Source organism: Streptomyces sp. STAM6 (genome assembly GCF_054963715.1).
Genome location: NZ_JBUEFZ010000058.1, coordinates 1 through 20,866 on the forward strand (window position 1 = coordinate 1; position 20,866 = coordinate 20,866).

The 20,866-nt window shown below is 71.2% G+C and carries 22 protein-coding genes; 16 read left to right on the forward strand and 6 right to left on the reverse strand.

Annotated elements, in window-relative coordinates; genetic code table 11:
* The 4 genes from ACY34K_RS32760 to ACY34K_RS32775 all read left to right on the forward strand — a co-directional run.
* Positions 1 to 454, forward strand: a 454-nt coding sequence (locus ACY34K_RS32760) for an Hsp70 family protein (protein ID WP_462753715.1), incomplete at its 5' end; no start/stop codon positions are given.
* A complete protein-coding gene (gene grpE, locus ACY34K_RS32765) occupies positions 451 to 1,128 on the forward strand; it encodes a nucleotide exchange factor GrpE (protein ID WP_462753717.1) in 678 nt (225 codons plus the stop codon). The genes ACY34K_RS32760 and grpE, both read left to right, overlap by 4 nt.
* A gap of 72 nt (positions 1,129 to 1,200) precedes the next feature.
* Positions 1,201 to 2,382 carry a molecular chaperone DnaJ gene (dnaJ, locus tag ACY34K_RS32770; RefSeq protein ID WP_462753719.1) on the forward strand — a complete coding sequence of 394 codons (1,182 nt, stop codon included), beginning with the start codon at positions 1,201 to 1,203 and terminating at the stop codon, positions 2,380 to 2,382.
* 4 nt (positions 2,383 to 2,386) lie between these two features.
* On the forward strand, positions 2,387 to 2,848 hold the full coding sequence (locus ACY34K_RS32775) for a heat shock protein transcriptional repressor HspR (protein WP_462753721.1): 462 nt from the start codon (positions 2,387 to 2,389) through the stop codon (positions 2,846 to 2,848).
* A 102-nt stretch (positions 2,849 to 2,950) separates the two neighbouring features.
* Here ACY34K_RS32775 and ACY34K_RS32780 read toward each other — a convergent pair whose 3' ends face one another.
* Both ACY34K_RS32780 and ACY34K_RS32785 read right to left on the reverse strand, forming a co-directional pair.
* Positions 2,951 to 3,457 carry a hypothetical protein gene (locus ACY34K_RS32780; RefSeq protein WP_462753723.1) on the reverse strand — a complete coding sequence of 169 codons (507 nt, stop codon included), beginning with the start codon at positions 3,455 to 3,457 and terminating at the stop codon, positions 2,951 to 2,953.
* 2 nt (positions 3,458 to 3,459) lie between these two features.
* On the reverse strand, positions 3,460 to 4,440 hold the full coding sequence (locus ACY34K_RS32785; protein ID WP_462753725.1) for a helix-turn-helix transcriptional regulator: 981 nt from the start codon (positions 4,438 to 4,440) through the stop codon (positions 3,460 to 3,462).
* 321 nt (positions 4,441 to 4,761) lie between these two features.
* Between ACY34K_RS32785 and ACY34K_RS32790 the strand changes: the two genes are divergently transcribed.
* Positions 4,762 to 5,079 (forward strand): (2Fe-2S)-binding protein, encoded by a 318-nt coding sequence (locus ACY34K_RS32790; protein ID WP_462753727.1) that lies wholly within the window; start codon positions 4,762 to 4,764, stop codon positions 5,077 to 5,079.
* Positions 5,080 to 5,211: 132 nt separating this feature from the next.
* Here ACY34K_RS32790 and ACY34K_RS32795 read toward each other — a convergent pair whose 3' ends face one another.
* Entirely contained in the window at positions 5,212 to 5,625 is a 414-nt protein-coding gene (locus ACY34K_RS32795) for a pyridoxamine 5'-phosphate oxidase family protein (protein WP_462753729.1), read from the reverse strand.
* A 248-nt stretch (positions 5,626 to 5,873) separates the two neighbouring features.
* Between ACY34K_RS32795 and clpB the strand changes: the two genes are divergently transcribed.
* A complete protein-coding gene (gene clpB, locus ACY34K_RS32800) occupies positions 5,874 to 8,459 on the forward strand; it encodes an ATP-dependent chaperone ClpB (RefSeq protein WP_462753731.1) in 2,586 nt (861 codons plus the stop codon).
* 12 nt (positions 8,460 to 8,471) lie between these two features.
* Here clpB and ACY34K_RS32805 read toward each other — a convergent pair whose 3' ends face one another.
* Entirely contained in the window at positions 8,472 to 8,861 is a 390-nt protein-coding gene (locus ACY34K_RS32805) for a hypothetical protein (RefSeq protein WP_462753733.1), read from the reverse strand.
* A 178-nt stretch (positions 8,862 to 9,039) separates the two neighbouring features.
* On the opposite strand from ACY34K_RS32805, the gene ACY34K_RS32810 reads away from it, so the two are divergent.
* On the forward strand, positions 9,040 to 9,579 hold the full coding sequence (locus tag ACY34K_RS32810; protein WP_462753735.1) for a type III secretion system chaperone family protein: 540 nt from the start codon (positions 9,040 to 9,042) through the stop codon (positions 9,577 to 9,579).
* A gap of 6 nt (positions 9,580 to 9,585) precedes the next feature.
* Here the strand turns inward: ACY34K_RS32810 and ACY34K_RS32815 are convergent, their stop codons facing one another.
* Both ACY34K_RS32815 and ACY34K_RS32820 read right to left on the reverse strand, forming a co-directional pair.
* Positions 9,586 to 10,788 (reverse strand): hypothetical protein, encoded by a 1,203-nt coding sequence (locus ACY34K_RS32815; RefSeq protein ID WP_462753737.1) that lies wholly within the window; start codon positions 10,786 to 10,788, stop codon positions 9,586 to 9,588.
* 235 nt (positions 10,789 to 11,023) lie between these two features.
* Positions 11,024 to 12,205: a pyridoxal phosphate-dependent aminotransferase gene (locus tag ACY34K_RS32820; protein WP_462753739.1), complete on the reverse strand. Its 1,182-nt coding sequence runs from the start codon at positions 12,203 to 12,205 to the stop codon at positions 11,024 to 11,026.
* Positions 12,206 to 12,411: 206 nt separating this feature from the next.
* Between ACY34K_RS32820 and ACY34K_RS32825 the strand changes: the two genes are divergently transcribed.
* The 9 genes from ACY34K_RS32825 (at position 12,412) to ACY34K_RS32865 (ending at position 20,856) form a co-directional block, all read left to right on the forward strand.
* Positions 12,412 to 12,639 carry a hypothetical protein gene (locus ACY34K_RS32825; RefSeq protein ID WP_462753741.1) on the forward strand — a complete coding sequence of 76 codons (228 nt, stop codon included), beginning with the start codon at positions 12,412 to 12,414 and terminating at the stop codon, positions 12,637 to 12,639.
* Between the two features lie 607 nt (positions 12,640 to 13,246).
* On the forward strand, positions 13,247 to 13,765 hold the full coding sequence (locus ACY34K_RS32830) for a DUF2617 family protein (protein WP_462753743.1): 519 nt from the start codon (positions 13,247 to 13,249) through the stop codon (positions 13,763 to 13,765).
* Between the two features lie 75 nt (positions 13,766 to 13,840).
* Positions 13,841 to 15,397: a polyamine aminopropyltransferase gene (locus tag ACY34K_RS32835; RefSeq protein WP_462753745.1), complete on the forward strand. Its 1,557-nt coding sequence runs from the start codon at positions 13,841 to 13,843 to the stop codon at positions 15,395 to 15,397.
* Between the two features lie 58 nt (positions 15,398 to 15,455).
* A complete protein-coding gene (locus ACY34K_RS32840) occupies positions 15,456 to 16,277 on the forward strand; it encodes an SRPBCC domain-containing protein (protein ID WP_462753747.1) in 822 nt (273 codons plus the stop codon).
* Positions 16,278 to 16,286: 9 nt separating this feature from the next.
* Positions 16,287 to 17,081 (forward strand): aldose epimerase family protein, encoded by a 795-nt coding sequence (locus tag ACY34K_RS32845; protein WP_462753749.1) that lies wholly within the window; start codon positions 16,287 to 16,289, stop codon positions 17,079 to 17,081.
* A 25-nt stretch (positions 17,082 to 17,106) separates the two neighbouring features.
* The gene (pyrE, locus tag ACY34K_RS32850) at positions 17,107 to 17,655 is read left to right on the forward strand and encodes an orotate phosphoribosyltransferase (RefSeq protein WP_462753751.1); all 549 of its coding nucleotides are present in this window, start codon (positions 17,107 to 17,109) and stop codon (positions 17,653 to 17,655) included.
* 186 nt (positions 17,656 to 17,841) lie between these two features.
* Complete coding sequence (fbaA, locus tag ACY34K_RS32855) at positions 17,842 to 18,882, forward strand: class II fructose-bisphosphate aldolase (RefSeq protein ID WP_462753757.1); 1,041 nt, start codon at positions 17,842 to 17,844, stop codon at positions 18,880 to 18,882.
* 98 nt (positions 18,883 to 18,980) lie between these two features.
* Positions 18,981 to 20,432, forward strand: coding sequence for an MFS transporter (locus tag ACY34K_RS32860; protein ID WP_462753753.1), 1,452 nt, complete (start codon positions 18,981 to 18,983; stop codon positions 20,430 to 20,432).
* 10 nt (positions 20,433 to 20,442) lie between these two features.
* Entirely contained in the window at positions 20,443 to 20,856 is a 414-nt protein-coding gene (locus ACY34K_RS32865; protein WP_462753755.1) for a DUF3151 domain-containing protein, read from the forward strand.
* Positions 20,857 to 20,866 lie beyond the last annotated feature (10 nt).

Sequence of the window (20,866 nt, forward strand, 5' to 3'; positions counted from 1 at the left end):
GCAGAAGATGACCGTCACCGGTGGCTCCGCGCTGCCGAAGGACGACATCGACCGCATGATGCGCGAGGCCGAGCAGTACGCGGAGGAGGACCACAAGCGCCGCGAGACCGCCGAGACCCGCAACCAGGCCGAGCAGCTCGTCTACCAGACCGAGAAGTTCCTCAAGGACAACGAGGACAAGGTCCCCGGTGACGTCAAGACCGAGGTCGAGACGGCGGTGAACGAGCTCAAGGAGAAGCTGAAGGGCGACGACACCGCGGAGATCCGCACCGCCACCGAGAAGGTCGCGGCCGTCTCCCAGAAGCTCGGCCAGGCCATGTACGCCGACGCCCAGGCCGGCCAGCAGGCCGCCGGCGGTGCCGGTGACGCGGGTGCCGCGGGCGCCAAGGCCGACGACGACGTGATCGACGCCGAGATCGTCGACGACGAGAAGCCGAAGGGTGGGGCCGCATGACGGAGGAGACCCCGGGCTTCGAGGAGAAGCCCGACGTCCCCTCCGGCGCCACCCCTGACGACGCCGCCGAGACCGCCGGGACCCCCTCCACGGAGGAGGGCTCGGCGGCCCCGGCCGGGGACGCGAACCAGACGGCCGGCCTGACGGCCCAGCTGGACCAGGCCCGCAGCGCGCTCGCCGAGCGCACCGGGGACCTCCAGCGGCTGCAGGCCGAGTACCAGAACTACCGGCGCCGGGTCGAGCGGGACCGGGTCACGGTCAAGGAGATCGCCGTCGCGAACCTCCTGACCGAGCTGCTGCCCGTGCTCGACGACATCGGTCGCGCCCGGGACCACGGCGAGCTCGTGGGCGGGTTCAAGTCGGTGGCCGAATCGCTGGAGACGGTCGCCGCCAAGATGGGCCTGCAGCAGTTCGGCAAGGAGGGCGAGCCCTTCGACCCGACGATCCACGAAGCCCTGATGCACAGCTACGCACCGGACGTCACCGAGACGACGTGCGTCGCGATCCTGCAGCCGGGGTACCGGATCGGCGAGCGGACCATCCGGCCCGCGCGTGTCGCGGTCGCCGAGCCCCAGCCGGGGACGGCGCCCAAGGACACCAAGGACGCCAAGGACGCGTCCGGGGAAGACAAGTCGGCCGACGAGGAGAGCGGTGGGCCCGAGGAGGGTGCGTGACCTGGTCCCGCGTGGGACCGGGGCACGGCACCCTGCGGGTGACGCGGTGATCGTCCGGAAGGAGGGACGTCGATGAGCACGAAGGACTTCGTCGAGAAGGACTACTACAAGGTTCTCGGCGTCCCCAAGGACGCCACCGAGGCCGAGATCAAGAAGGCGTACCGGAAGCTCGCCCGGGAGAACCACCCGGACGCCAACAAGGGCGACGCCAAGGCGGAGGAGCGCTTCAAGGAGATCTCCGAGGCGAACGACATCCTCGGTGACCCCAAGAAGCGCAAGGAGTACGACGAGGCGCGCGCCCTCTTCGGCAACGGCGGCTTCCGCGCCGGTCCCGGCGGAGCCGGCGGCACGTTCAACTTCGACCTGGGCGACCTCTTCGGAGGCGGCGCCCAGGGCGGCGCGGGCGCCGGCGGCTTCGGCGGCGGCCTCGGGGACGTGTTCGGCGGTCTGTTCAACCGGGGTGCCGCCGGAGCCGGGACGCGTACGCAGCCGCGGCGCGGCCAGGACATCGAGTCCGAGGTGACGCTCAGCTTCACCGAGGCCGTCGACGGGGCCACGGTCCCGCTGCGGATGTCCAGCCAGCAGCCCTGCAAGGCCTGTTCGGGCACGGGTGACAAGAACGGCACGCCGCGCGTGTGCCCGACCTGCGTCGGCACCGGTCAGGTGTCGCGCGGCGGCAGCGGCTCCTTCTCGCTCACCGACCCGTGTGTGGACTGCAAGGGGCGCGGCCTGATCGCCGAGAACCCCTGCGACGTCTGCCACGGCAGCGGACGGGCCAAGTCGTCGCGCACCATGCAGGTCCGTATCCCGGCGGGCGTCTCCGACGGGCAGCGGATCCGGCTGCGCGGCAAGGGCGCGCCCGGCGAGCGCGGTGGACCGGCCGGTGACCTGTACGTCGTGGTGCACGTGGACGCCCATCCGGTGTTCGGCCGGCGCGGCGACAACCTCACGGTCACGGTGCCGGTGTCGTTCCACGAGGCCGCGCTGGGCGGCGAGATCAAGGTGCCCACCCTCGGGGGGCCCGCGGTCACGCTGAAGATCCCGGCCGGCACGCCGAACGGCCGCACGATGCGGGCCCGCGGCAAGGGCGCCGTCCGCAAGGACGGCACGCGTGGCGACCTGCTCGTCACCGTCGAGGTGGCCGTGCCGAAGGAGCTGGACGACAAGGCGCGTGAGGCGCTGGAGTCGTACCGCGAGGCGACCGCGGGCGAAGACCCGCGGGCGGAGCTGTTCCAGGCCGCGAAGGGAGCATGACGCTATGGACAGCCGACCCGGGCGCAGTCGCAATCCCTACGAACTGACCGACGACACGCCGGTGTACGTCATCTCGATCGCCGCCCAGCTGAGCGGTCTGCACCCGCAGACGCTGCGGCAGTACGACCGGCTGGGCCTGGTCTCGCCGGACCGTACGGCCGGCCGGGGCCGGCGCTATTCGGCCCGCGACATCGAGCTGCTCCGCCAGGTGCAGCAGCTGTCGCAGGACGAGGGCATCAACCTGGCGGGCATCAAGCGGATCATCGAACTGGAGAACCAGGTCGCGGCGCTGCAGGCCCGGATCGCCGAGCTGAGCGCGGCGGTCGAGGGGGCGGCGGCCGCGATGCGGCAGCGCGAGGCCCAGGTGCACGCCTCGTACCGGCGCGACCTGGTGCCGTACCAGGACGTGCAGCAGACGAGCGCGCTGGTGGTCTGGCGGCCCAAGCCGCCCAAGCGCGGAGAGTAGGGCAGGTCCGGCGTCCGGGCCCTGTGCCCACGGCTGTGAGGAAGGTCCCCTCCCGGGTGGAGGGGACCTTCGCCGTTCACGGGTGGAGGGGACCTTCGCGGTTCACGGGATGAGTTCGCTCAGGGCGTTCAGGGCGGTCTCCCACCAGGGTGCGGCGCCCGTCCCGTACGCCGCGGCCAGTGCCGTGGCGACCGCGACGTCCCGGGCGCTCGGCTCCGCTCCTTCGTCCCAGTCGGCCGTGACACTGCCGTCGCCGGCGGATTCGAGGAGCCCGAGGCGGCGGCCGTTCCTCAGGAAGCGGCTCTCGCCGTACGAGCAGGGCACCAGCCGGTAGGCGGTGCCGTCGACCGTCGCGTCGACCCGGTAGGAGCGGCGGGAGATGCGTCCCCGGGCGGGTGCTATGCGGGCGGGCGCGCCGTCCACGGTCAGGGTGAGCAGGGAGGCGTCGCGCGTCCCGATCGGGATGTGCGTCTCCGGCTCCGTCCTCGTCGCCCGTACGAGGCGCACGGGCGGCAGTCCGGAGCCGGAGACGTCGAGCGTGCCCGCCTTGTGGTCGAGTGCGATACGCGGGTGGGCCATGGCCGGGTCGGCGGCGGCGCGGTCGTTCATGTTCAGTGGTCCTGCTCCAGGATCCCGGACTGGGCGATGAGATAGCCGAGCTGGGCGCGGCTGCCGCTGCCCAGCGCGGAGGCGAGTTTGGCGATGTGGGCGCGGCAGGTGCGGACGTTCATCCCGAGCCGGCGGGCGATGGCCTCGTCGACGTGGCCCTCGACCAGGAGCTTGGCGATGGAGCGCTGGACGCCGCTGATGCCGTGCGGGTGGGGCTCGTAGATGACCGGGTCGTCCAGGGGGACGGCCTGCAGCCAGAACTGCTCGAAGACCCCGACGAGGTACTCCACGAGGCCGGGGTGGCGCAGTTCCAGGGCGACTTGGCGGTCGCGGCTCGCGGGAACGAACGCCACCTTGCGGTCGACGATGATGAGCCGGTCGATGATCTCTTCCAGCGTGCGGACGTCGACCTCGGGACCGATGCGCTCCAAATAAGCCAAAGTCGTGGGCTGGTGACGGGCCGTGTGCTGGTAGAGCGTGCGCATCTTGATGCCCCGCCCGAGCAACGGCCTCACCCGGCGCAGCGCTTCGCCGAAGGTGTGCGCGCTGCGGCCGCTGCCCGGCTGCACCGTCAGCAGTTCCACCGAGCACTCGGCGACGGCGCGGTCGAGGCTCGCGTTGATCCGTTTCAGGCCTTCCAGCACGACGATCGAGTGGGTCGGGCAGGGATCCTGGGCGCTGACCGCCATGAATGGCTCAAACGCGTCGGCGAGTGCGATGGTCAGTCGCCGCCGATCCTGTATTTCCTTCTCGATGGGCAGTATCAGTTGCGCCAAAGCGGCGGAGGGCGGGACCGGTCGGAGCCACCGCGCGTCGTCGGGATCGGGCCGGAGCAGGTCGAGGTCGATGAGGCAGGGTGCCGCCGCGACGTCGTCGCGGGCTATTCGACCAGCACGAAGAGCTTCCGTGTAGATCTGGGAACCGGTTTCGCAGAGCTCAACGTGGCTATGGGGATGTCCCTGTTCATCCCGATCTGATCGCATCTGTACACCCCCAGGCTTTTCCGATTCAGGAACATGATGCATTGAGCCAGTGGTGAAAACGTGAGGAGTGGGCCATCGTCGTGGCTGCGGGGGAGCGGGATGTATCACCTTCAAGTGAGGTTGCTCGGTCATGGCCAAGAAGCTCATACGCACCGTAGTTGGTGTTGCGCTCATCGCTGCTGCAGCGGTGGGAGCGGTGGCGCCAGCCGAGGATCCAGGCTGGGGCGCTGAGGCGCAGATCGTCGCCAAGACCATGGATCCTGGATGGGGTGCAGTCGCTCCTGCCGACCAGCACGACCCCGGTTGGGGGTTCGTGGGGGCATGACGGTTCCTGAAGACCCCCGCTTCCGGCGCGAGATGGCGTCCGCCTACCGTTCCGGGTGGCATTTCATCGACCTCGTCACGGCCGTGCCGCACAGTGGCGATTCGTTGATGGTCACCCTCTTCGGGGAGCCGATCGTCATCACGCGCGGAGACGACGAGGACATCCGCGCCTACCGGTGCCTCCGCCGGCCCCGCGGTGCCCCGCAGCCCGTTCGCTGTGCCATCCGGTACGGCATGATTTTCGTCAACCTCGACCAGCGTGACCACCAGCTCGTCGAGGCCGAGACCACCCCCGCCACCCCCCGCAGCGCCTGAGCGGTTCCCCCGTCGTTGTAAATCGCTCAGGTGCTTCCCCCACACAGCGGCGCCATCGTGGACCTGAAACACGATGGCGCCGCTGTGCTGTGCGCGCCTGTCCCGCGCGGCCGTATCGGCGCCCACGGGAGGTCAGGCGCGGCCCATCGCCCGGGTCAGGGCGATCTCGATGACCACGCGGTCCGGGTTCGGCGCGGGAGTCCGGCCGTATCGCCGCGCGTAGCGCGCCACGGCGTCCGCGACCACTTCCGGCTCGGTGCGGACGACCGCCCGCCCCTCCAGCGTCGCCCACCGGCCCTTGTCCACCTGGCAGACCGCCACCGGCGCGCCCTCCGGCCCGGCGGCCAGCACGTTCGCGACCTTGCGGCTGTGCTTGTTGGTGATCACCCGGGCGATGCCCTTCTCGCCGCCCTCGGGGTCGTAGGTCACGCCCACGGCCACGACGTGCGGCGTGCCGTCCGGCCGGGGGGTGGTGAGGGTGCACATGTGGTACTCGCGCCAGAAGCTGAGGTACGACGCATCGGGGTCGCGCAGGTCTATGGCCATGTGCCGGAACCTACCGGCGGGCGTCGACCGCCACCACCTTGAGCGGAATGGACTCAACTTTGTGTACGTTGGTTAAGTCAAAGCCTTAGGGTGCCTTTGGGTGAGCGAGCCGAAGGGGCGCGCGGGGTGCCGAAGGGGAGAACGCGCGGAGGTCCCGAGCGACGAGGGACCACGCCGATCCGACCGCCGGCACTCGCGAAGGCGCCCCGGAGGTGAGCCGAGCCACGAAAACGGAGGAGAGAAGGTACGTGGACGCCGAGCTGACCAACAAAAGCCGTGACGCGATCAACGCCGCCACCAGCCGCGCCGTGTCCGACGGGCACCCCGATCTGACGCCCGCGCACCTGCTGCTCGCGCTGCTGGCCGGTCAGGACAACGAGAACATCATCGACCTGCTCGCCGCCGTCGAGGCCGACCAGGCGGCCGTACGCTCCGCGGCCGAGCGGCTGCTCGCCGCCCAGCCCAGCGTCACCGGCTCCACCGTCGCCCCGCCGCAGCCCAACCGCGAACTGCTCGCCGTCATCGCCGACGCCTCGCAGCGGGCCAAGGAACTGGGCGACGAGTATCTGTCGACCGAGCACCTGCTCATCGGCATCGCGGCCAAGGGCGGCCAGGCCGGCGAGGTGCTCACCCGGCAGGGCGCGAGCGCCGGGCGGCTGCTCGACGCGTTCGAGAAGGCGAGGGGAGGGCGCCGGGTGACCACAGCGGACCCGGAGGGCCAGTACAAGGCCCTGGAGAAGTTCGGCACCGACTTCACGGCCGCCGCCAGGGAGGGCAAGCTCGACCCGGTCATCGGCCGGGACCAGGAGATCCGCCGCGTCGTCCAGGTGCTGTCCCGCCGCACCAAGAACAACCCCGTCCTCATCGGCGAGCCCGGCGTCGGCAAGACCGCCGTCGTCGAGGGACTGGCCCAGCGCATCGTCAAGGGGGACGTCCCCGAGAGCCTGAAGAACAAGCGCCTGGTCGCCCTGGACCTCGGCGCCATGGTCGCCGGGGCCAAGTACCGCGGAGAGTTCGAGGAGCGCCTCAAGACCGTCCTGTCCGAGATCAAGGACAGCGACGGACAGATCATCACCTTCATCGACGAGCTGCACACGGTCGTCGGCGCGGGCGCCGGCGGCGATTCGGCCATGGACGCGGGCAACATGCTCAAGCCCATGCTCGCCCGCGGCGAACTGCGCATGGTCGGCGCCACCACCCTCGACGAGTACCGCGAGCGCATCGAGAAGGACCCGGCGCTGGAGCGCCGCTTCCAGCAGGTCCTGGTCGCCGAGCCGACCGTCGAGGACACCATCGCGATCCTGCGCGGACTCAAGGGCCGATACGAGGCCCACCACAAGGTCCAGATCGCCGACTCCGCGCTCGTCGCGGCCGCCACGCTCTCCGACCGGTACATCACCTCCCGCTTCCTCCCCGACAAGGCCATCGACCTCGTCGACGAGGCCGCCTCCCGGCTCCGGATGGAGATCGACTCCTCGCCCGTCGAGATCGACGAGCTCCAGCGCGCCGTCGACCGCCTCCGCATGGAGGAACTGGCACTGAAGAACGAGACCGACGCCGGCTCGTTGCAGCGCCTGGAGAAGCTGCGCCGCGACCTCGCCGACAAGGAGGAGGAGCTGCGCGGCCTCACCGCCCGCTGGGAGAAGGAGAAGCAGGGCCTCAACCGCGTCGGTGAGCTCAAGGAGAAGCTCGACGAGCTGCGCGGCCAGGCCGAGCGCGCCCAGCGCGACGGCGACTTCGACACCGCGTCCAAGCTGCTCTACGGAGAGATCCCGGGCCTCGAACGGGAGCTGGAGGCCGCCACCGAGGCCGAGCAGGAGGCCGCCAAGGACACCATGGTCAAGGAGGAGGTCGGCCCCGACGACATCGCCGACGTCGTCGGCTCCTGGACCGGCATCCCGGCCGGCCGCCTCCTGGAGGGCGAGACCCAGAAGCTGCTGCGGATGGAGGACGAGATCGGCCGGCGGCTGATCGGCCAGAGCGAGGCCGTCCGCGCCGTGTCGGACGCCGTCCGGCGCACCCGCGCGGGCATCGCCGACCCCGACCGGCCCACCGGCTCCTTCCTCTTCCTCGGCCCCACCGGCGTCGGCAAGACGGAACTGGCGAAGGCGCTCGCCGACTTCCTCTTCGACGACGAGCGGGCCATGGTCCGCATCGACATGAGTGAGTACGGCGAGAAGCACAGCGTCGCCCGGCTCGTCGGCGCGCCCCCCGGCTACATCGGCTACGAGGAGGGCGGCCAGCTCACCGAGGCGGTCCGCCGCCGCCCGTACAGCGTCGTCCTGCTCGACGAGGTCGAGAAGGCGCACCCGGAGGTCTTCGACATCCTGCTCCAGGTGCTGGACGACGGCCGGCTGACGGACGGCCAGGGCCGTACGGTCGACTTCCGCAACACCATCCTCGTCCTGACCTCCAACCTGGGCAGCCAGTTCCTGATGGACCCGCTGACCAGCGAGGAGCAGAAGAAGGAGCAGGTGCTGGAGGTCGTCCGGGCCTCCTTCAAGCCGGAGTTCCTCAACCGGCTCGACGACCTGGTGGTCTTCTCGGCCCTCACCCGGGAGGAGCTCGCCCACATCGCCCGGCTGCAGATCGACCGGCTCGGCCGGCGCCTGGCCGAACGCCGGCTCACGCTCGACGTCACCCCGGCGGCCCTGGAGTGGCTGGCCGACGAGGGCAACGACCCCGCGTACGGCGCGCGGCCGCTGCGCCGCCTGATCCAGACGGCCATCGGCGACCGGCTCGCCAAGGAGATCCTGGCCGGAGAGGTCAAGGACGGCGACACGGTCCGCGTGGACCGGTTCGAGGACGGCCTGATCGTGGGCGCGGCGCAGTAGGGGCCACGGCCGTCACATGTCGAAGGCCGTGAGATGTACGAGGGCGGTGTCCCCGTCCTCGTACGTCACCTTCACGGTGACCGCCCAGAGGTCGGCGTCCTGGTACTCCGCGTGCACACACAGGTCGGTGTCGCAGGGCCGGGACGGCTCCGCCGTCGGCCAGCCGGCGGCCAGCCACCCCGCCACCTGACCGCGCGGCATCCGGAAGTCCGCCTCCACGAGGGTGTCCTGCCAGTGCATGCCCGTGCACCGGGCGTCGGCGGCCCCCTCGGGGAGGGTGCCCCGGGCGAATTCCATCACCTTGTCACAGGGCACCTCCTGCTCCCGCCCGGACTCACTGAGTGAGTACGCGCCCCACGCCAGACAGCCGGCCGGCAGCCCCAGGACCAGGAGCAGCGTCACCCATATTCCCCAGCGCCACCCGCGCGTCTTTCCTTTTCCGGTGTCCCCGGATTTCCGGCTCTTTTCGGTCATGGACACGAGATCATGTCAGCCCGCAGCGGATCACCGCGGTGCGGGCTTGCCACCCCCCGCCCGGGATGGGAGAGGATGGCGGCATCCGTACGAAGGGAAATTCACGGTGAGCATCGACCCGTCCTCGATTCCGAATTTCGGGGGCCAGCCCAAGCCTCAGGCCTCAGGACCGGCGGGCCCCGTCGTCCCCGACCAGGACCTGGTCAAGCAGCTCCTCGACCAGATGGAGCTGAAGTACGTCGTCGACGACGAGGGTGACCTCGCGGCGCCGTGGGAGGAATTCCGCACGTACTTCATGTTCCGCGGCGAGGGCGACCAGCAGGTCTTCTCGGTACGGACCTTCTACGACCGCCCGCACCCGGTCGAGGACCGCTCCAAGATCCTGGAGACGATCGACGACTGGAACCGCCGCACCCTGTGGCCCAAGGTCTACACGCACCTCCACGAGGACGAGCAGGGCGGCGCCACCGTCCGGCTCATCGGCGAGGCCCAGATGCTGATCGGCACGGGCGTCGGCCTGGAGCACTTCGTGTCGTCCACGGTCAGCTGGGTGCGCGCCTCGATCGAGTTCGACAAGTGGCTCGTCGAGCAGTTCGGCCTCGAGTCCGCGGACGACGGCGAGGAGCCCGGCGACGCCGAGGCCTGAGCGGCCCTACAGCGCCATCGGGGCGAGCGTCAGCACATAGGTCCCGTAGCCGAACGAGAGCCCGGCCAGGGCGGCGATCACCACGATCGCGGCCTTCGGCCGGGCTTTTCGCAGCGCGCACGCCAACGGCACCAGCAGCGGGAACGCCGGCAGCAGGAAACGCGGCTTCGACTCGAAGAAGCCGGAGCCGCCCACCGCGATCAGCACCAGCACGGCGGTGTACACGAGCAGCGGCAGTGGGGGCCGGTCGAGCAGGTACAGCGCGAACAGCAGCACCCCCGCCGCGGTGATGAGCAACGCGCCTGTGAACCCCAGGTCCATGGGCCGGGTCGCGACGGTGCGGGCGAACCGCAGGGTGCCCACGCCGAAGTCGAACCGCGACGTCCAGCCGTTCTGCACGGCGAAGTAGCCGCCGAGCGGGTCGCCCGTGCGCACCCCCACCCAGAGCAGGTAGCCCGCCCAGCCGAGCGGGGCCACCGCCGCGCCCGTCCAGATCCGCCAGTCGTTGCGGCGCCGGCGCCGCAGCATCAGCCACCCCTCGTACCCCGCTGCCGCGACGACCGCGGCGGCCACCGCCACCCCGTTCGGCCGGGACGCCCCCGCGAGCCCCGCCAGCACGCCCGCCCACAGCCACCGCCGGGTCAGCACCGCGTACAGCGACCACGCCGCGAACGCCGTCAGCAGCGGCTCCGTGTACGCCATGGAGAGCACGATCGAGTGCGGCATCAGCCCCCACAGCAGCACCATGGCGGTCGCCACCGCCCGTCCGTGGAGCCGCTCGCCGATGAGGTAGATCGCCCAGGCGGCGGTCGCCGCCGCGGCCCACGAGATCAGCAGCCCCGCCGTGCCGCCCGCCACCGGGAGGATCGTCTTCACCGCCCGCACGAGACCCGGGTAGAGCGGGAAGAACGCCAGGTCGGACTGGACCGCTCCGTCCGGCCAGTACAGCGTGCGGCCGTAGCCGTGGGCGGCGATCCGCAGGTACCAGTCGGAGTCCCAGGACGTGGCGAGCAGCGCGCGCGGCGAGCGGCCGACGTGCCAGGCCCACAGGGCCATGACGGTCATCCCGGCGAGGCGGGCGGCGGCGAACAGACCGAGGGCGGGCACGGCCCGGTGCAGCGCGGCGAGCCGGCGGGGGACCGGCCGGCCGGCCGAGGGCGCCACACGGTCGAGGGTCTCGGCGGACAGGGTGCACCTCCATGCGCGCATGAACGTTCACCCCAGACCTTCGGTGGCGCGGGGGGACCACGCGAGCGCAGAGGGCCCGCCCGGGTGGTGTGTCCCCGGAGCGGACCCGCACGCGCGTGTCGTCGTGACAGCGCTCCGCCCAGCCGCTAGGGCGCTTCCTCCGGATCGACGAAGGACTCCCGGTGCGGCCGTGCCCTCGGCGCCGCCGTCGTAGGGAGCGGTCGTTCCCGGTCGCCGCGGACCGGCCCTCTCGCTCTCAGGGAGCGAGTCGCTCGAGGCGTGCTACTGCCTCGCCCAGAACTTCCTTCCGCTTGCAGAAGGCGAAGCGGACCTGGCTGCGGCCGGCGCCGGAGTCGTCGTAGAAGACGGAGTTGGGGATGGCGACGACGCCGCAGCGCTCGGGGAGGGCGCGGCAGAAGGCGTGGGCGTCCTTCTCGCCGAAGGGGGTGATGTCGGTGGTGATGAAGTACGTGCCCTGGGGCCGGTAGACCTCGAACCCGGCCGAGCGGAGGCCGTCGCCGAGCAGGTCGCGCTTGCGTTGAAGGTCGGCGCGGAAGGTGTCGAAGTACGCGTCCGGCAGGCGGAGCGCCTCGGCGATCGCGTACTGGAAGGGGCCCGCGCTCACGTACGTCAGGTACTGCTTGGCGGTTCGGACCGCGGTCACGAGTTCCCGCGTGCCGGTGGCCCAGCCGACCTTCCAGCCGGTGAAGGAGAAGGTCTTGCCGGCGGAGGAGATGGAGACGGTGCGCTCGCGCATGCCGGGGAACGTCGCGATCGGGACGTGGGCGGCGCCGTCGAAGACCAGGTGCTCGTACACCTCGTCGGTGATCACGAGCAGGTCGCGCTCCACGGCCAGCTCGGCGACGGCGGCCAGTTCCGCGCGGTCGAGGACGGTGCCGGTCGGGTTGTGCGGGGTGTTGAGGAGGATGAGCCGGGTGCGGTCGGTGACGGCGGCGCGCAGCTCGTCCAGGTCCAGGACGAACCGGTCTCCGTCGGGGCGCAGGGTGACCGGGACACGGGTGCCGCCCGCCATCGCGATGCAGGCGGCGTACGAGTCGTAGTAAGGCTCCAGCGCGATCACCTCGTCGCCCGGCTCGACCAGCGCGAGCAGGGACGCGGCGATCGCCTCGGTGGCCCCGGCGGTGACGAGGACCTCGGTGTCGGGGTCGTACTCCAGGCCGTACCGCTCCCGCTGGTGGCCGGCGACGGCGTGGCGCAGCTCGGGGACGCCGGGGCCCGGCGGGTACTGGTTGCCGCGGCCGTCGCGCAGCGCGCGGACCGCGGCTTCCCTGATCTCGTCGGGGCCGTCGGTGTCCGGGAAGCCCTGGCCCAGATTGATGGATCCGGTCCGGACGGCCAGCGCGGACATCTCCGCGAAGATCGTGGTGCCGAATTCCGCGAGGCGGCGGTTGAGCAGCGGTCGTGTCATGGCCGTCATCCTGGGCCGAAGCTCTGGACTTCCTCAAGTGCGCTTTGAGGCGTGATCACCCTGGGGATCTCCCTGCCACACACATACGAACGGCAGAGAGAAAGGCAGGTGAGGGCCATGGAGGTAGTCGTGTTCCTGGTGGGAATCGGCGTCGTCGTCGGGGGCGTGGTCTGGGTGGTGACGAGGGCTTCGCGGAAGACCGTCGCAGGCAGCTGGTGGGCGGGGGACAGCGGTTACTCGCCGTCCGCGTCCCGGTCGTCCTCCTCCTCTTCCTCGGCGTCCTCTTCTTCTTCGTCCTCGTCCTCTTCCTGTTCCGTCGCGGCGTCCTGTTCGAGCTCGTCCTGTTCCAGTTCGTCCTGTTCGAGCTCCTCCTGCGGCGGAGGCGGTTCCTCCTGCAGCTGAAAGTCCGGCCGAACCTCTGGACTTGCTCAATTCCGATTTGAAGGTGTGGGGGCGGGGGCATCCCCCTCTCACGCACGACACGGGGGATGGTGAAACTGATGGACGTACTCGGTTTCTTCTTGGTCGGTGGGTTTGTTTTCCTCGTCGCGATGGCCAACGTGTTGAGCGGTGGCGGCAAGAAGCGCAGGCGGCGCGGCCGGAGCGGCTCGTCCGGCGGCGGAAGCTGGTGGGCCGGCTCCTCCTGCGGCGGCGGCTCCTCGTGCGGCGGTGGCTCGTCGTGCGGGGGCGGAGGCGGCGGGGGCGGATGCGGTGGCGGAGGCAGCTGACACGGGGCAGCTGGTCCGCGACCCCTGGGGGTGTCCGGCGGGATGAACTCCCGCCGGACGCCCTTCTGTTGGGGCCTCGTCACGGGCTCCGACCCGGTTTTTGTTGAACAGTTGAACTGTCAGGCCCCCGAGGGGATGGAAACCACGGCAAGTTGGGTAAAAACGCTGTGAGTCTTCCGCAGTTCATGATTCCCTCGCTGACGAGAACATCCAGCCCTCGGACCATCGTGTGGACCCGAGACGGAGATTTCCCCCAGTCCCCCTGAACGTTTCCGGGACGACCCCCGGTCCACCCGTCAAACCGTGTTTGCGGAGCCGACCCATGCTCACGACGCTCAAAACCGCCTATACCGACACGCGTGCGGCCGACCTGGCCTGGGCGCTGGGTCGTGAGGCGCTGCCCGCCCTCGCCGTGCTCGACCTCGAACTGTCCGGCGCCTCGCTCCAGCTGAGACTGCTCGGCGCTTCTCACCAGGTCCTGCTCGAAGAGGAGCGAGGCAGATGCTCGGAGACCGTCGCCTGTATGCCCGGCAGCAGCACGCCGCTGCCGCTCGGGGTGGCCAAGCGGATCGGGGAGTGGGAGTACGAGTTCGCCGCCCGTGTCGAGACCCTCTCGCAGGGGTCGTTCGCGGGCCGGGCGCAGGAGTTGCTGGCACTGGTGGCGGACCATCCGAACGGGCTCGCCGGTACGTTCCCCGGTTCGCCGCACGCCTTCACGGCGATGCTGGCGCAGCGCCATGAGGGTCAGGTGCGGTGGCGCACCTGGCACGCCTACCCGCAGGAGGGGCAGCTGGTGGTGACCAGGACCAGCGTGGGCGTCCGTATGCACGCACCCCTGTAAGTCCACCCGTTGGAAGCGGAGTTACACCCTTGTGGGTGACATGGCGCCACCGTGGCGTGACGTAGCGTTATTTGGGTGATCGAAGTGCCCGTCTCCGTCTCCGCGCCGCCCGGTCCCGGTGCGGCGCCGCTGACCGTGCGTCCGCGGGCGGGACGGTTCCTGGTGCTTGCGGCGGTCTTCGTCTGCGCCGCGTGCGGTCTGGTGTACGAGCTGGAGCTGGTCGCGCTCGCCTCCTATCTGATGGGGGACTCCGTCACCCAGGCGTCCGTCGTCCTCTCGGTGATGGTCTTCGCGATGGGCGTGGGCTCACTGCTGGCCAAGCGGCTGCGGTGCCGCGCCGCGGTCGGCTTCGGGCTGGTGGAGTCGGCTCTCGCGCTGATCGGCGGCTGCTCGGCGTTCGTGCTGTACGCCGCGTTCGCCTGGATGGGCGAGTCCCGGTATGTGCTGGTGGCCTTCTCCCTGTCCATCGGCGTGCTGATCGGCGCCGAGATACCGCTGCTGATGACCCTGATCCAGCGGATCTCCCGGCGTGCCGAGCAGGACGCGGGCGGCACCGTCGCCGATCTGTTCGCCGCCGACTACGTGGGGGCGCTCGTCGGCGGGCTCGCCTTCCCGTTTCTGCTGCTGCCCTGGCTCGGACAGCTGGAGAGCGCGCTGTTCACGGGGGCCGTCAACACGGTGGCGGGCGGGGCGCTCGTGCTGTGGCTGTTCCGGCGGGACCTGTCGACACGCGGGCGCCGCCTGCTGATCGTCGCCAACCTGACCGTCCTCTGCGTGCTGGCCGCCGCGGCCGTGCTGGTCGACGACTTCGAGCGGGCGGCCCGGCGGGCGGTGTACGGCGAGCGGGTGAGGGTCGCCGTCCAGACGGACGTGCAGGAAGTGGTGCTCACGGGCGGCCGGGACGAGGCACCGGACCTCTTCCTGGACGGGCGGCTGAGAGTCAGCGGACGCGACGAACACCGCTACCACCGGGCGCTGGTCCACCCGGCCATGCGCGGCCCACACGCGCGCGTGCTGATCCTGGGCGGCGGCGACGGCCTGGCCCTGCGCGAGACCCTGCGGTTCGGCGGTGTGGAGACGGTGACGGTCGTCGAGCTCGACGCGGGCGTCGTGCGGCTGGCGCGCACGGACCCGGCGCTCGCCCGGCTCAACGGTCACGCCTACGGCGATCAGCGCGTCCGGGTGGTGCAGGCGGACGCCTTCGCCTGGCTGCGGGAGGAGGCCCGCCCCGGGGCGTACGACGTGGTGATCTCCGACCTTCCGAACCCGGGCATCAGTGCCAGCACCAAGCTGTACTCACAGGAGTTCTACGGCCTGGCGGGGCGTGCCCTGGCCGACCGCGGCAGGCTGGTCGTGCACGCCGGGCCGATGGCGTCCCGCCCGCGCACGTTCTGGACGGTCGACGCCACCCTGCGGGCCGCCGGTTTCACGACCCGGCCGTACTACGCGACCGGGCGGCTCGCCGGCTTCGCCGGCCCCGACCGGGCCACACACGGTGAGCGTGCCCCCCGCGACTGGGGCTTCGTCCTGGCCGCGCGGGGGCGGGTGCCCAGGGTCGACGAACCGGCGGCACGCACGCCGTCGTACGCCCTGCCGCCCTCCACGCTCGTGCACCCGCGGTACGGCGGTTAGCGCCTCCTTCGTACGACACGGGAGACTTCGGCCCGGGGGCTGGGTACTCTCGGTTTCCATGGAGCATGAGGTGTTCGTTCCGGTTGCCGTTCAGACCCTCCGCGAGGTGCTGGCGGACCCCACGCGTGTGGCCCGCTGCGTCCCGGGGCTCCAGCAGGACGCCGACGAGGCGGCCGGCCCCCTGTCCGGACGTCTGAAAGTCCGTGTCGGCGGGCACACCATCACCTATCGCGGCGCCCTGAGCGTCGTCGAGCAGGAGGACGACGTCTTCGCCGTGTCGGGCGAGGGGGGCGAGGCGCGGGGCACCGGCTCGGCGAAGCTCACCCTGACCGTGCGGCTGACCCCGGCGGAGGGCGGCACCACGCTCGCCTTCTCGGGCACCACGCATGCGGACGGACGCCTCTCCGAGCTTCCGGAGGATGCCAAGGACTCCGCGGCCCACCGCCTGCTGGACCGTTTCGCCGAGTCCCTGGCGACCACCGTCGCCGAGGCTGCCGGGCAGGCCGGCGCCGCCGGCGAGGAGCCGGACGACCGGATCGTCTTCGACGACGACGGCGTCGACGAGGGGGCCGAAGGCCCCGGAACCGTCTTCGACGCGCCCGTACCGCCGCCGTCCCTGGACCCGCTCGCCGACGAGGAGTTCCCGGTGGCCGACGGACCGCTGCCCGAGCCGGCCGTCGAGGCCACGCACGCCCGGCGCACCATGATCGGACGCAGCGCCGAAGAGGTGGACCACGCCCCGCCGCGGGGGCGTTACGCCCCCATGCCCGGCCCCGAGACGGGTACCACCTCGGCCACGCTGCGCTGGCTCGCCCCGGCCGCCGCACTCGCGCTCGCCTCCGCCGTCGTGGTGGGGCGCGCGCTGCGCCGCCGCAAGTAGTCTCGGCCTGTGACGAGTAGCGAAGAGAGGGTCCGGCTCGCCGCCGGAGACGTCGAGCTGACGGTGCGTCCGGACAACGGGTGCCGCCTGGAAAGCCTGCGGGTCGGCGGTATCGAGCTGCTGCGGCAGGGCGAGAAATACGGCTGCTTCCCGATGGTGCCCTGGTGCGGGCGGATCGCGAACGGCCGGTTCACCAATGGCGCGACCCGGCACCAGATGCCGCTGAACTCTCCCCCGCACGCCATCCACGGCACCGGCCGTGACACCGCCTGGCGCACCGCGGTGGCCGGCAAGAGCGACGCGTCCTTCATCTACGACCTCGCCGAGCCCTGGCCGTACCCGGGCCGGGTCACCCAGACCGTCGAGCTCACCGAGGACTCCCTCACGCTCCAGCTCGGCATCGAGACGACCGGCGACTCCTTCCCGGCGCAGGCCGGCTGGCACCCCTGGTTCAACCGGAGCCTCGGCGACAGCGCCGCGGAGCTCGCCTTCACCCCCCAGTGGCAGGAGGAGCGCGGCGACGACCATCTGCCCACCGGGCGGCGCGTCGACCCCGCACCGGGCCCCTGGGACGACTGCTTCGGCATGCCCGACGGCGTCGACGTCACCCTCACCTGGCCCGGCCTGCTGGAGCTCCAGGTGACCAGCCGCGCCGCATGGGTGGTGATCTACGACGAGCAAGAGGCGGCCGTGTGCGTCGAGCCGCAGTCCGGCCCGCCCAACGGGCTCAACACCCAGCCCCGGCTCGTCACCCCCATCGAGCCGCTGGAGATCGCGGCGACCTTCGCGTGGCGACGGCTCTGACCGGACACCCCCTAAGCTCATGGGCATGACTGACGTACGAGCCGATCTGCTCCAGCAGATCAAGGACAAGGCCGTGGTGCACGGCAAGGTGACCCTCTCCTCGGGTCTCGAGGCGGACTACTACGTCGATCTGCGCCGGATCACGCTCGACGGCGCCGCCTCGCCGCTCGTCGGTCAGGTCATGCTCGATCTGACCGCCGACCTCGACTTCGACGCGGTGGGCGGCCTGACCCTGGGCGCCGACCCCGTCGCCACGGCGATGCTGCACGCCGCCGCCGCCCGTGGCCGGCGGCTCGACGCCTTCGTCGTCCGCAAGGCCGCCAAGGCGCACGGCATGCAGCGTCGTGTCGAGGGCCCGGACATCAAGGGCCGGCGGGTGCTGGTCGTGGAGGACACCTCCACCACGGGCGGCTCGCCGCTGACCGCCGTCGAGGCGGTCCGGGAGGCCGGTGCCGAGGTCGTGGCGGTCGCGACGATCGTCGACCGGGCGACCGGCGCGGGCGAGAAGATCAGCGGAACGGCCGGTGTCCCGTACCTGTACGCGTTTGCGCTGGATGAGCTCGGGCTTGCCTGATCTTCGCCTCACGCGGGCCTGACCTGCGGCTTCTCCAAGGGGTGGACGGTTTCACGTGAAACCGTCCACCCCTTGCGTATGCCAGGGGGCGCCGCACTGTGGAGCCCACGGGGCCATCTGGAAAGATAGGTGCGACGATGACGTCGCCCCCCAGGTCAGGGATCAGCAAACGCAACGCAACCGCAGATCACAAGGAGCGGACAGATGCCCATCGCAACCCCCGAGGTCTACACCGAGATGCTCGACCGGGCGAAGGCAGGCAAGTTCGCCTACCCGGCCATCAACGTGACCTCGTCCCAGACCCTGCACGCGGCGCTGCGTGGCTTTGCCGAGGCCGAGAGCGACGGCATCATCCAGATCTCGACCGGTGGCGCGGAGTTCCTGGGCGGCCAGCACAGCAAGGACATGGTGACCGGCGCGGTCGCCCTGGCCGAGTTCGCTCACATCGTCGCCGCGAAGTACGACATCACCGTGGCGCTGCACACCGACCACTGCCCGAAGGACAAGCTGGACGGCTATGTCCGTCCGCTGCTCGACATCTCCGCCGAGCGTGTCGCCAAGGGTGAGAACCCGCTGTTCCAGTCCCACATGTGGGACGGCTCGGCCGAGACCCTCGCCGACAACCTGGCCATCGGCCAGGAGCTGCTCGCCAAGGCCGCCGCCGCCAAGATCATCCTCGAGGTCGAGATCACCCCGACCGGCGGCGAGGAGGACGGCGTCAGCCACGAGATCAACGACGAGCTGTACACCACCGTCGAGGACGCGATCCGCACCGCCGAAGCCCTGGGCCTGGGTGAGAAGGGCCGCTACCTGCTGGCCGCCTCCTTCGGCAATGTGCACGGCGTCTACAAGCCGGGCAACGTCGTGCTCCGTCCCGAGCTGCTGAAGGACCTGCAGGAGGGCGTCGCCGCCAAGTTCGGCAAGGCCGACCCGTTCGACTTCGTCTTCCACGGCGGCTCCGGCTCCACGGAGCAGGAGATCGCCACCGCGCTGGAGAACGGCGTCGTGAAGATGAACCTCGACACCGACACCCAGTACGCCTTCACCCGTCCGGTCGCGGACCACATGTTCAAGAACTACGACGGTGTGCTGAAGGTCGACGGCGAGGTCGGCAAGAAGTCCACCTACGACCCGCGCACCTGGGGCAAGCTGGCCGAGGCGAGCATGGCCAAGCGCGTGGCCGAGGCCTGCGCCGCGCTGCGCTCCACCGGCACGAAGCTGAAGTAGGGCACGGTCACCCCCGAGGGCCCGGCACCGTACGCGGTGCCGGGCTCTCGGCGTCGGAGGGGGATGCCGGGCTCTCGGCCTGGGAGGAGGATGCCCGTATGGACATCAGGCTGGCCTCCGGAACCGGGCGGTGGGTCGTCTTCACCACCGTCCTCGGATCCAGCATGGTGCTGCTGGATTCGACCGTCGTCAATGTCGCCCTGCCCCACATCGGCGAGGACCTCGGCGCCGACATGGCGGCGCTGCAGTGGACCGTCAACGCGTACATGCTGACGCTCGCCGCGCTGATCCTGCTCGGTGGCGCGCTCGGCGACCGGTACGGGCGGCGGCGGATCTTCGTCCTCGGCACCGTGTGGTTCGCCGCGGCCTCCCTGCTGTGCGGGCTGGCCCCGAACGCCCCCGTTCTGGTCCTGGCGCGCGCCCTCCAGGGCATCGGCGGGGCCCTGCTCACCCCTGGGTCACTGGCCCTGATCCAGGCCAGTTTCCATCCCGACGACCGGGCCCGCGCGGTGGGGCTCTGGTCCGGATTCGGCGGCGTCGGGGCGGCCGTGGGGCCGTTCGTCGGCGGCTGGCTCGTCGACGGACCCGGCTGGCGCTGGGTGTTCCTGCTGAACGTGCCGCTCGCGGCGCTGTGCGTACCCATCGCGCTCCGGCACGTCCCGGAGTCCCGCGACGAGCGCGCCCACGGCAGGTTCGACGTGCTGGGAGCGGTCCTCGGCGCCCTGAGTCTGGGCCTGGTGACCTACGCGCTGATCGACCAGGCGCCGTGGGCCGGAGCGCTCGGAGTGGTCGCCGGCGTGGCGTTCGTGAGGGTGGAGCGGCGGCGCCCCGACCCGATGATGCCGCCGTCGGTGTTCGCGTCACGGCTCTTCACCGCGGTCAACCTGGTGACCCTGTGCGTCTACGCGGCGTTCAGCGGCTTCTTCTTCCTCGCGGCGCTCCAGCTGCAGGTGGTGTCCGGCTACTCGGCGCTCGCCGCCGGAACGGCCCTGCTCCCCACGACCGTGCTGATGCTGCTGCTCTCGGCGAAGGCCGGCGAGGTCGGCGAGCGGCTCGGCCCGCGCATCCCCCTGACGGTGGGGCCGCTGCTGTGCGCCGCCGGGATGCTGCTCATGCTGCGGGTCGGCGAGGACGCCTCCTACGCGGCGGACGTGCTGCCCGCGATGGTGGTCCTCGGCCTCGGCATGACCGTGCTGGTCGCCCCGCTGACCGCCACCGTCCTGGCCTCCGTGGACGTCGGCCGGGCGGGACTGGCCAGCGGCATCAACAACGCGGCGGCACGGGCCGCGGGCCTGCTCGCGGTGGCCGCCGTGCCCCTGCTGGCCGGCATGGGCCCGGAGGCCTACCGGTCGGCGGACGAATTCGGCTCGACGTTCCAGCGGGCCATGCCCATGTGCGCGGGCCTGCTGGTCACGGGCGCCGCCCTCGCCTGGTGGACGATCCGGACCCCGGCGGAAGCGCGATGCCATCCCGAGTGCCGGATGCACTGCGGGGTGACATCCCCGCCCCTGGAGCCGGACTCGGCTGCCGACACCCGCCCCGACCTGTGACACTTGGGGCATGGCCATCCACGAAAACCTCCTGGGGGGACCGCCCCCCACCCACCTGCCCGACGACCCCGAGCCGCGCGAACTCCTCGCGAACGGCACCGCGCCCGCCGAGGTCGCCGCGAAGTACCCGGCCTCGTCGCTCGCCTGGGCCCAGCTCGCCGACGACGCCTACGAGGCCGGCCGGGTCGTCGAGTCGTACGCGTACGCCCGCACCGGCTACCACCGCGGCCTGGACGCCCTGCGCCGCAACGGCTGGAAGGGCCACGGCCCGGTCCCGTGGGAGCACGAGCCGAACCGCGGCTTCCTGCGCGCACTGCACGCCCTGGCACGTGCGGCCCAGGCCATCGGCGAACAGGAGGAGTACGAGCGCTGCTCGACGTTCCTGCGCGACTCCAGCACCCTCGCCGCCGACACCCTGGGCTGAGCGCACGCCT

Coding starts and splice junctions, on each gene's coding strand:
- dnaJ (WP_462753719.1), top strand. CDS start 1,201: ATGAGCACGAAGGACTTCGTCGAGAAGGACTACTACAAGGTTCTCGGC.
- ACY34K_RS32780 (WP_462753723.1), bottom strand. CDS start 3,457: ATGAACGACCGCGCCGCCGCCGACCCGGCCATGGCCCACCCGCGTATC.
- ACY34K_RS32785 (WP_462753725.1), bottom strand. CDS start 4,440: ATGCGATCAGATCGGGATGAACAGGGACATCCCCATAGCCACGTTGAG.
- grpE (WP_462753717.1), top strand. CDS start 451: ATGACGGAGGAGACCCCGGGCTTCGAGGAGAAGCCCGACGTCCCCTCC.
- ACY34K_RS32775 (WP_462753721.1), top strand. CDS start 2,387: ATGGACAGCCGACCCGGGCGCAGTCGCAATCCCTACGAACTGACCGAC.
- ACY34K_RS32795 (WP_462753729.1), bottom strand. CDS start 5,625: ATGGCCATAGACCTGCGCGACCCCGATGCGTCGTACCTCAGCTTCTGG.
- ACY34K_RS32840 (WP_462753747.1), top strand. CDS start 15,456: ATGGAGCATGAGGTGTTCGTTCCGGTTGCCGTTCAGACCCTCCGCGAG.
- ACY34K_RS32830 (WP_462753743.1), top strand. CDS start 13,247: ATGCTCACGACGCTCAAAACCGCCTATACCGACACGCGTGCGGCCGAC.
- ACY34K_RS32790 (WP_462753727.1), top strand. CDS start 4,762: ATGACGGTTCCTGAAGACCCCCGCTTCCGGCGCGAGATGGCGTCCGCC.
- ACY34K_RS32860 (WP_462753753.1), top strand. CDS start 18,981: ATGGACATCAGGCTGGCCTCCGGAACCGGGCGGTGGGTCGTCTTCACC.
- ACY34K_RS32820 (WP_462753739.1), bottom strand. CDS start 12,205: ATGACGGCCATGACACGACCGCTGCTCAACCGCCGCCTCGCGGAATTC.
- pyrE (WP_462753751.1), top strand. CDS start 17,107: ATGACTGACGTACGAGCCGATCTGCTCCAGCAGATCAAGGACAAGGCC.
- ACY34K_RS32815 (WP_462753737.1), bottom strand. CDS start 10,788: ATGCGCGCATGGAGGTGCACCCTGTCCGCCGAGACCCTCGACCGTGTG.
- ACY34K_RS32865 (WP_462753755.1), top strand. CDS start 20,443: ATGGCCATCCACGAAAACCTCCTGGGGGGACCGCCCCCCACCCACCTG.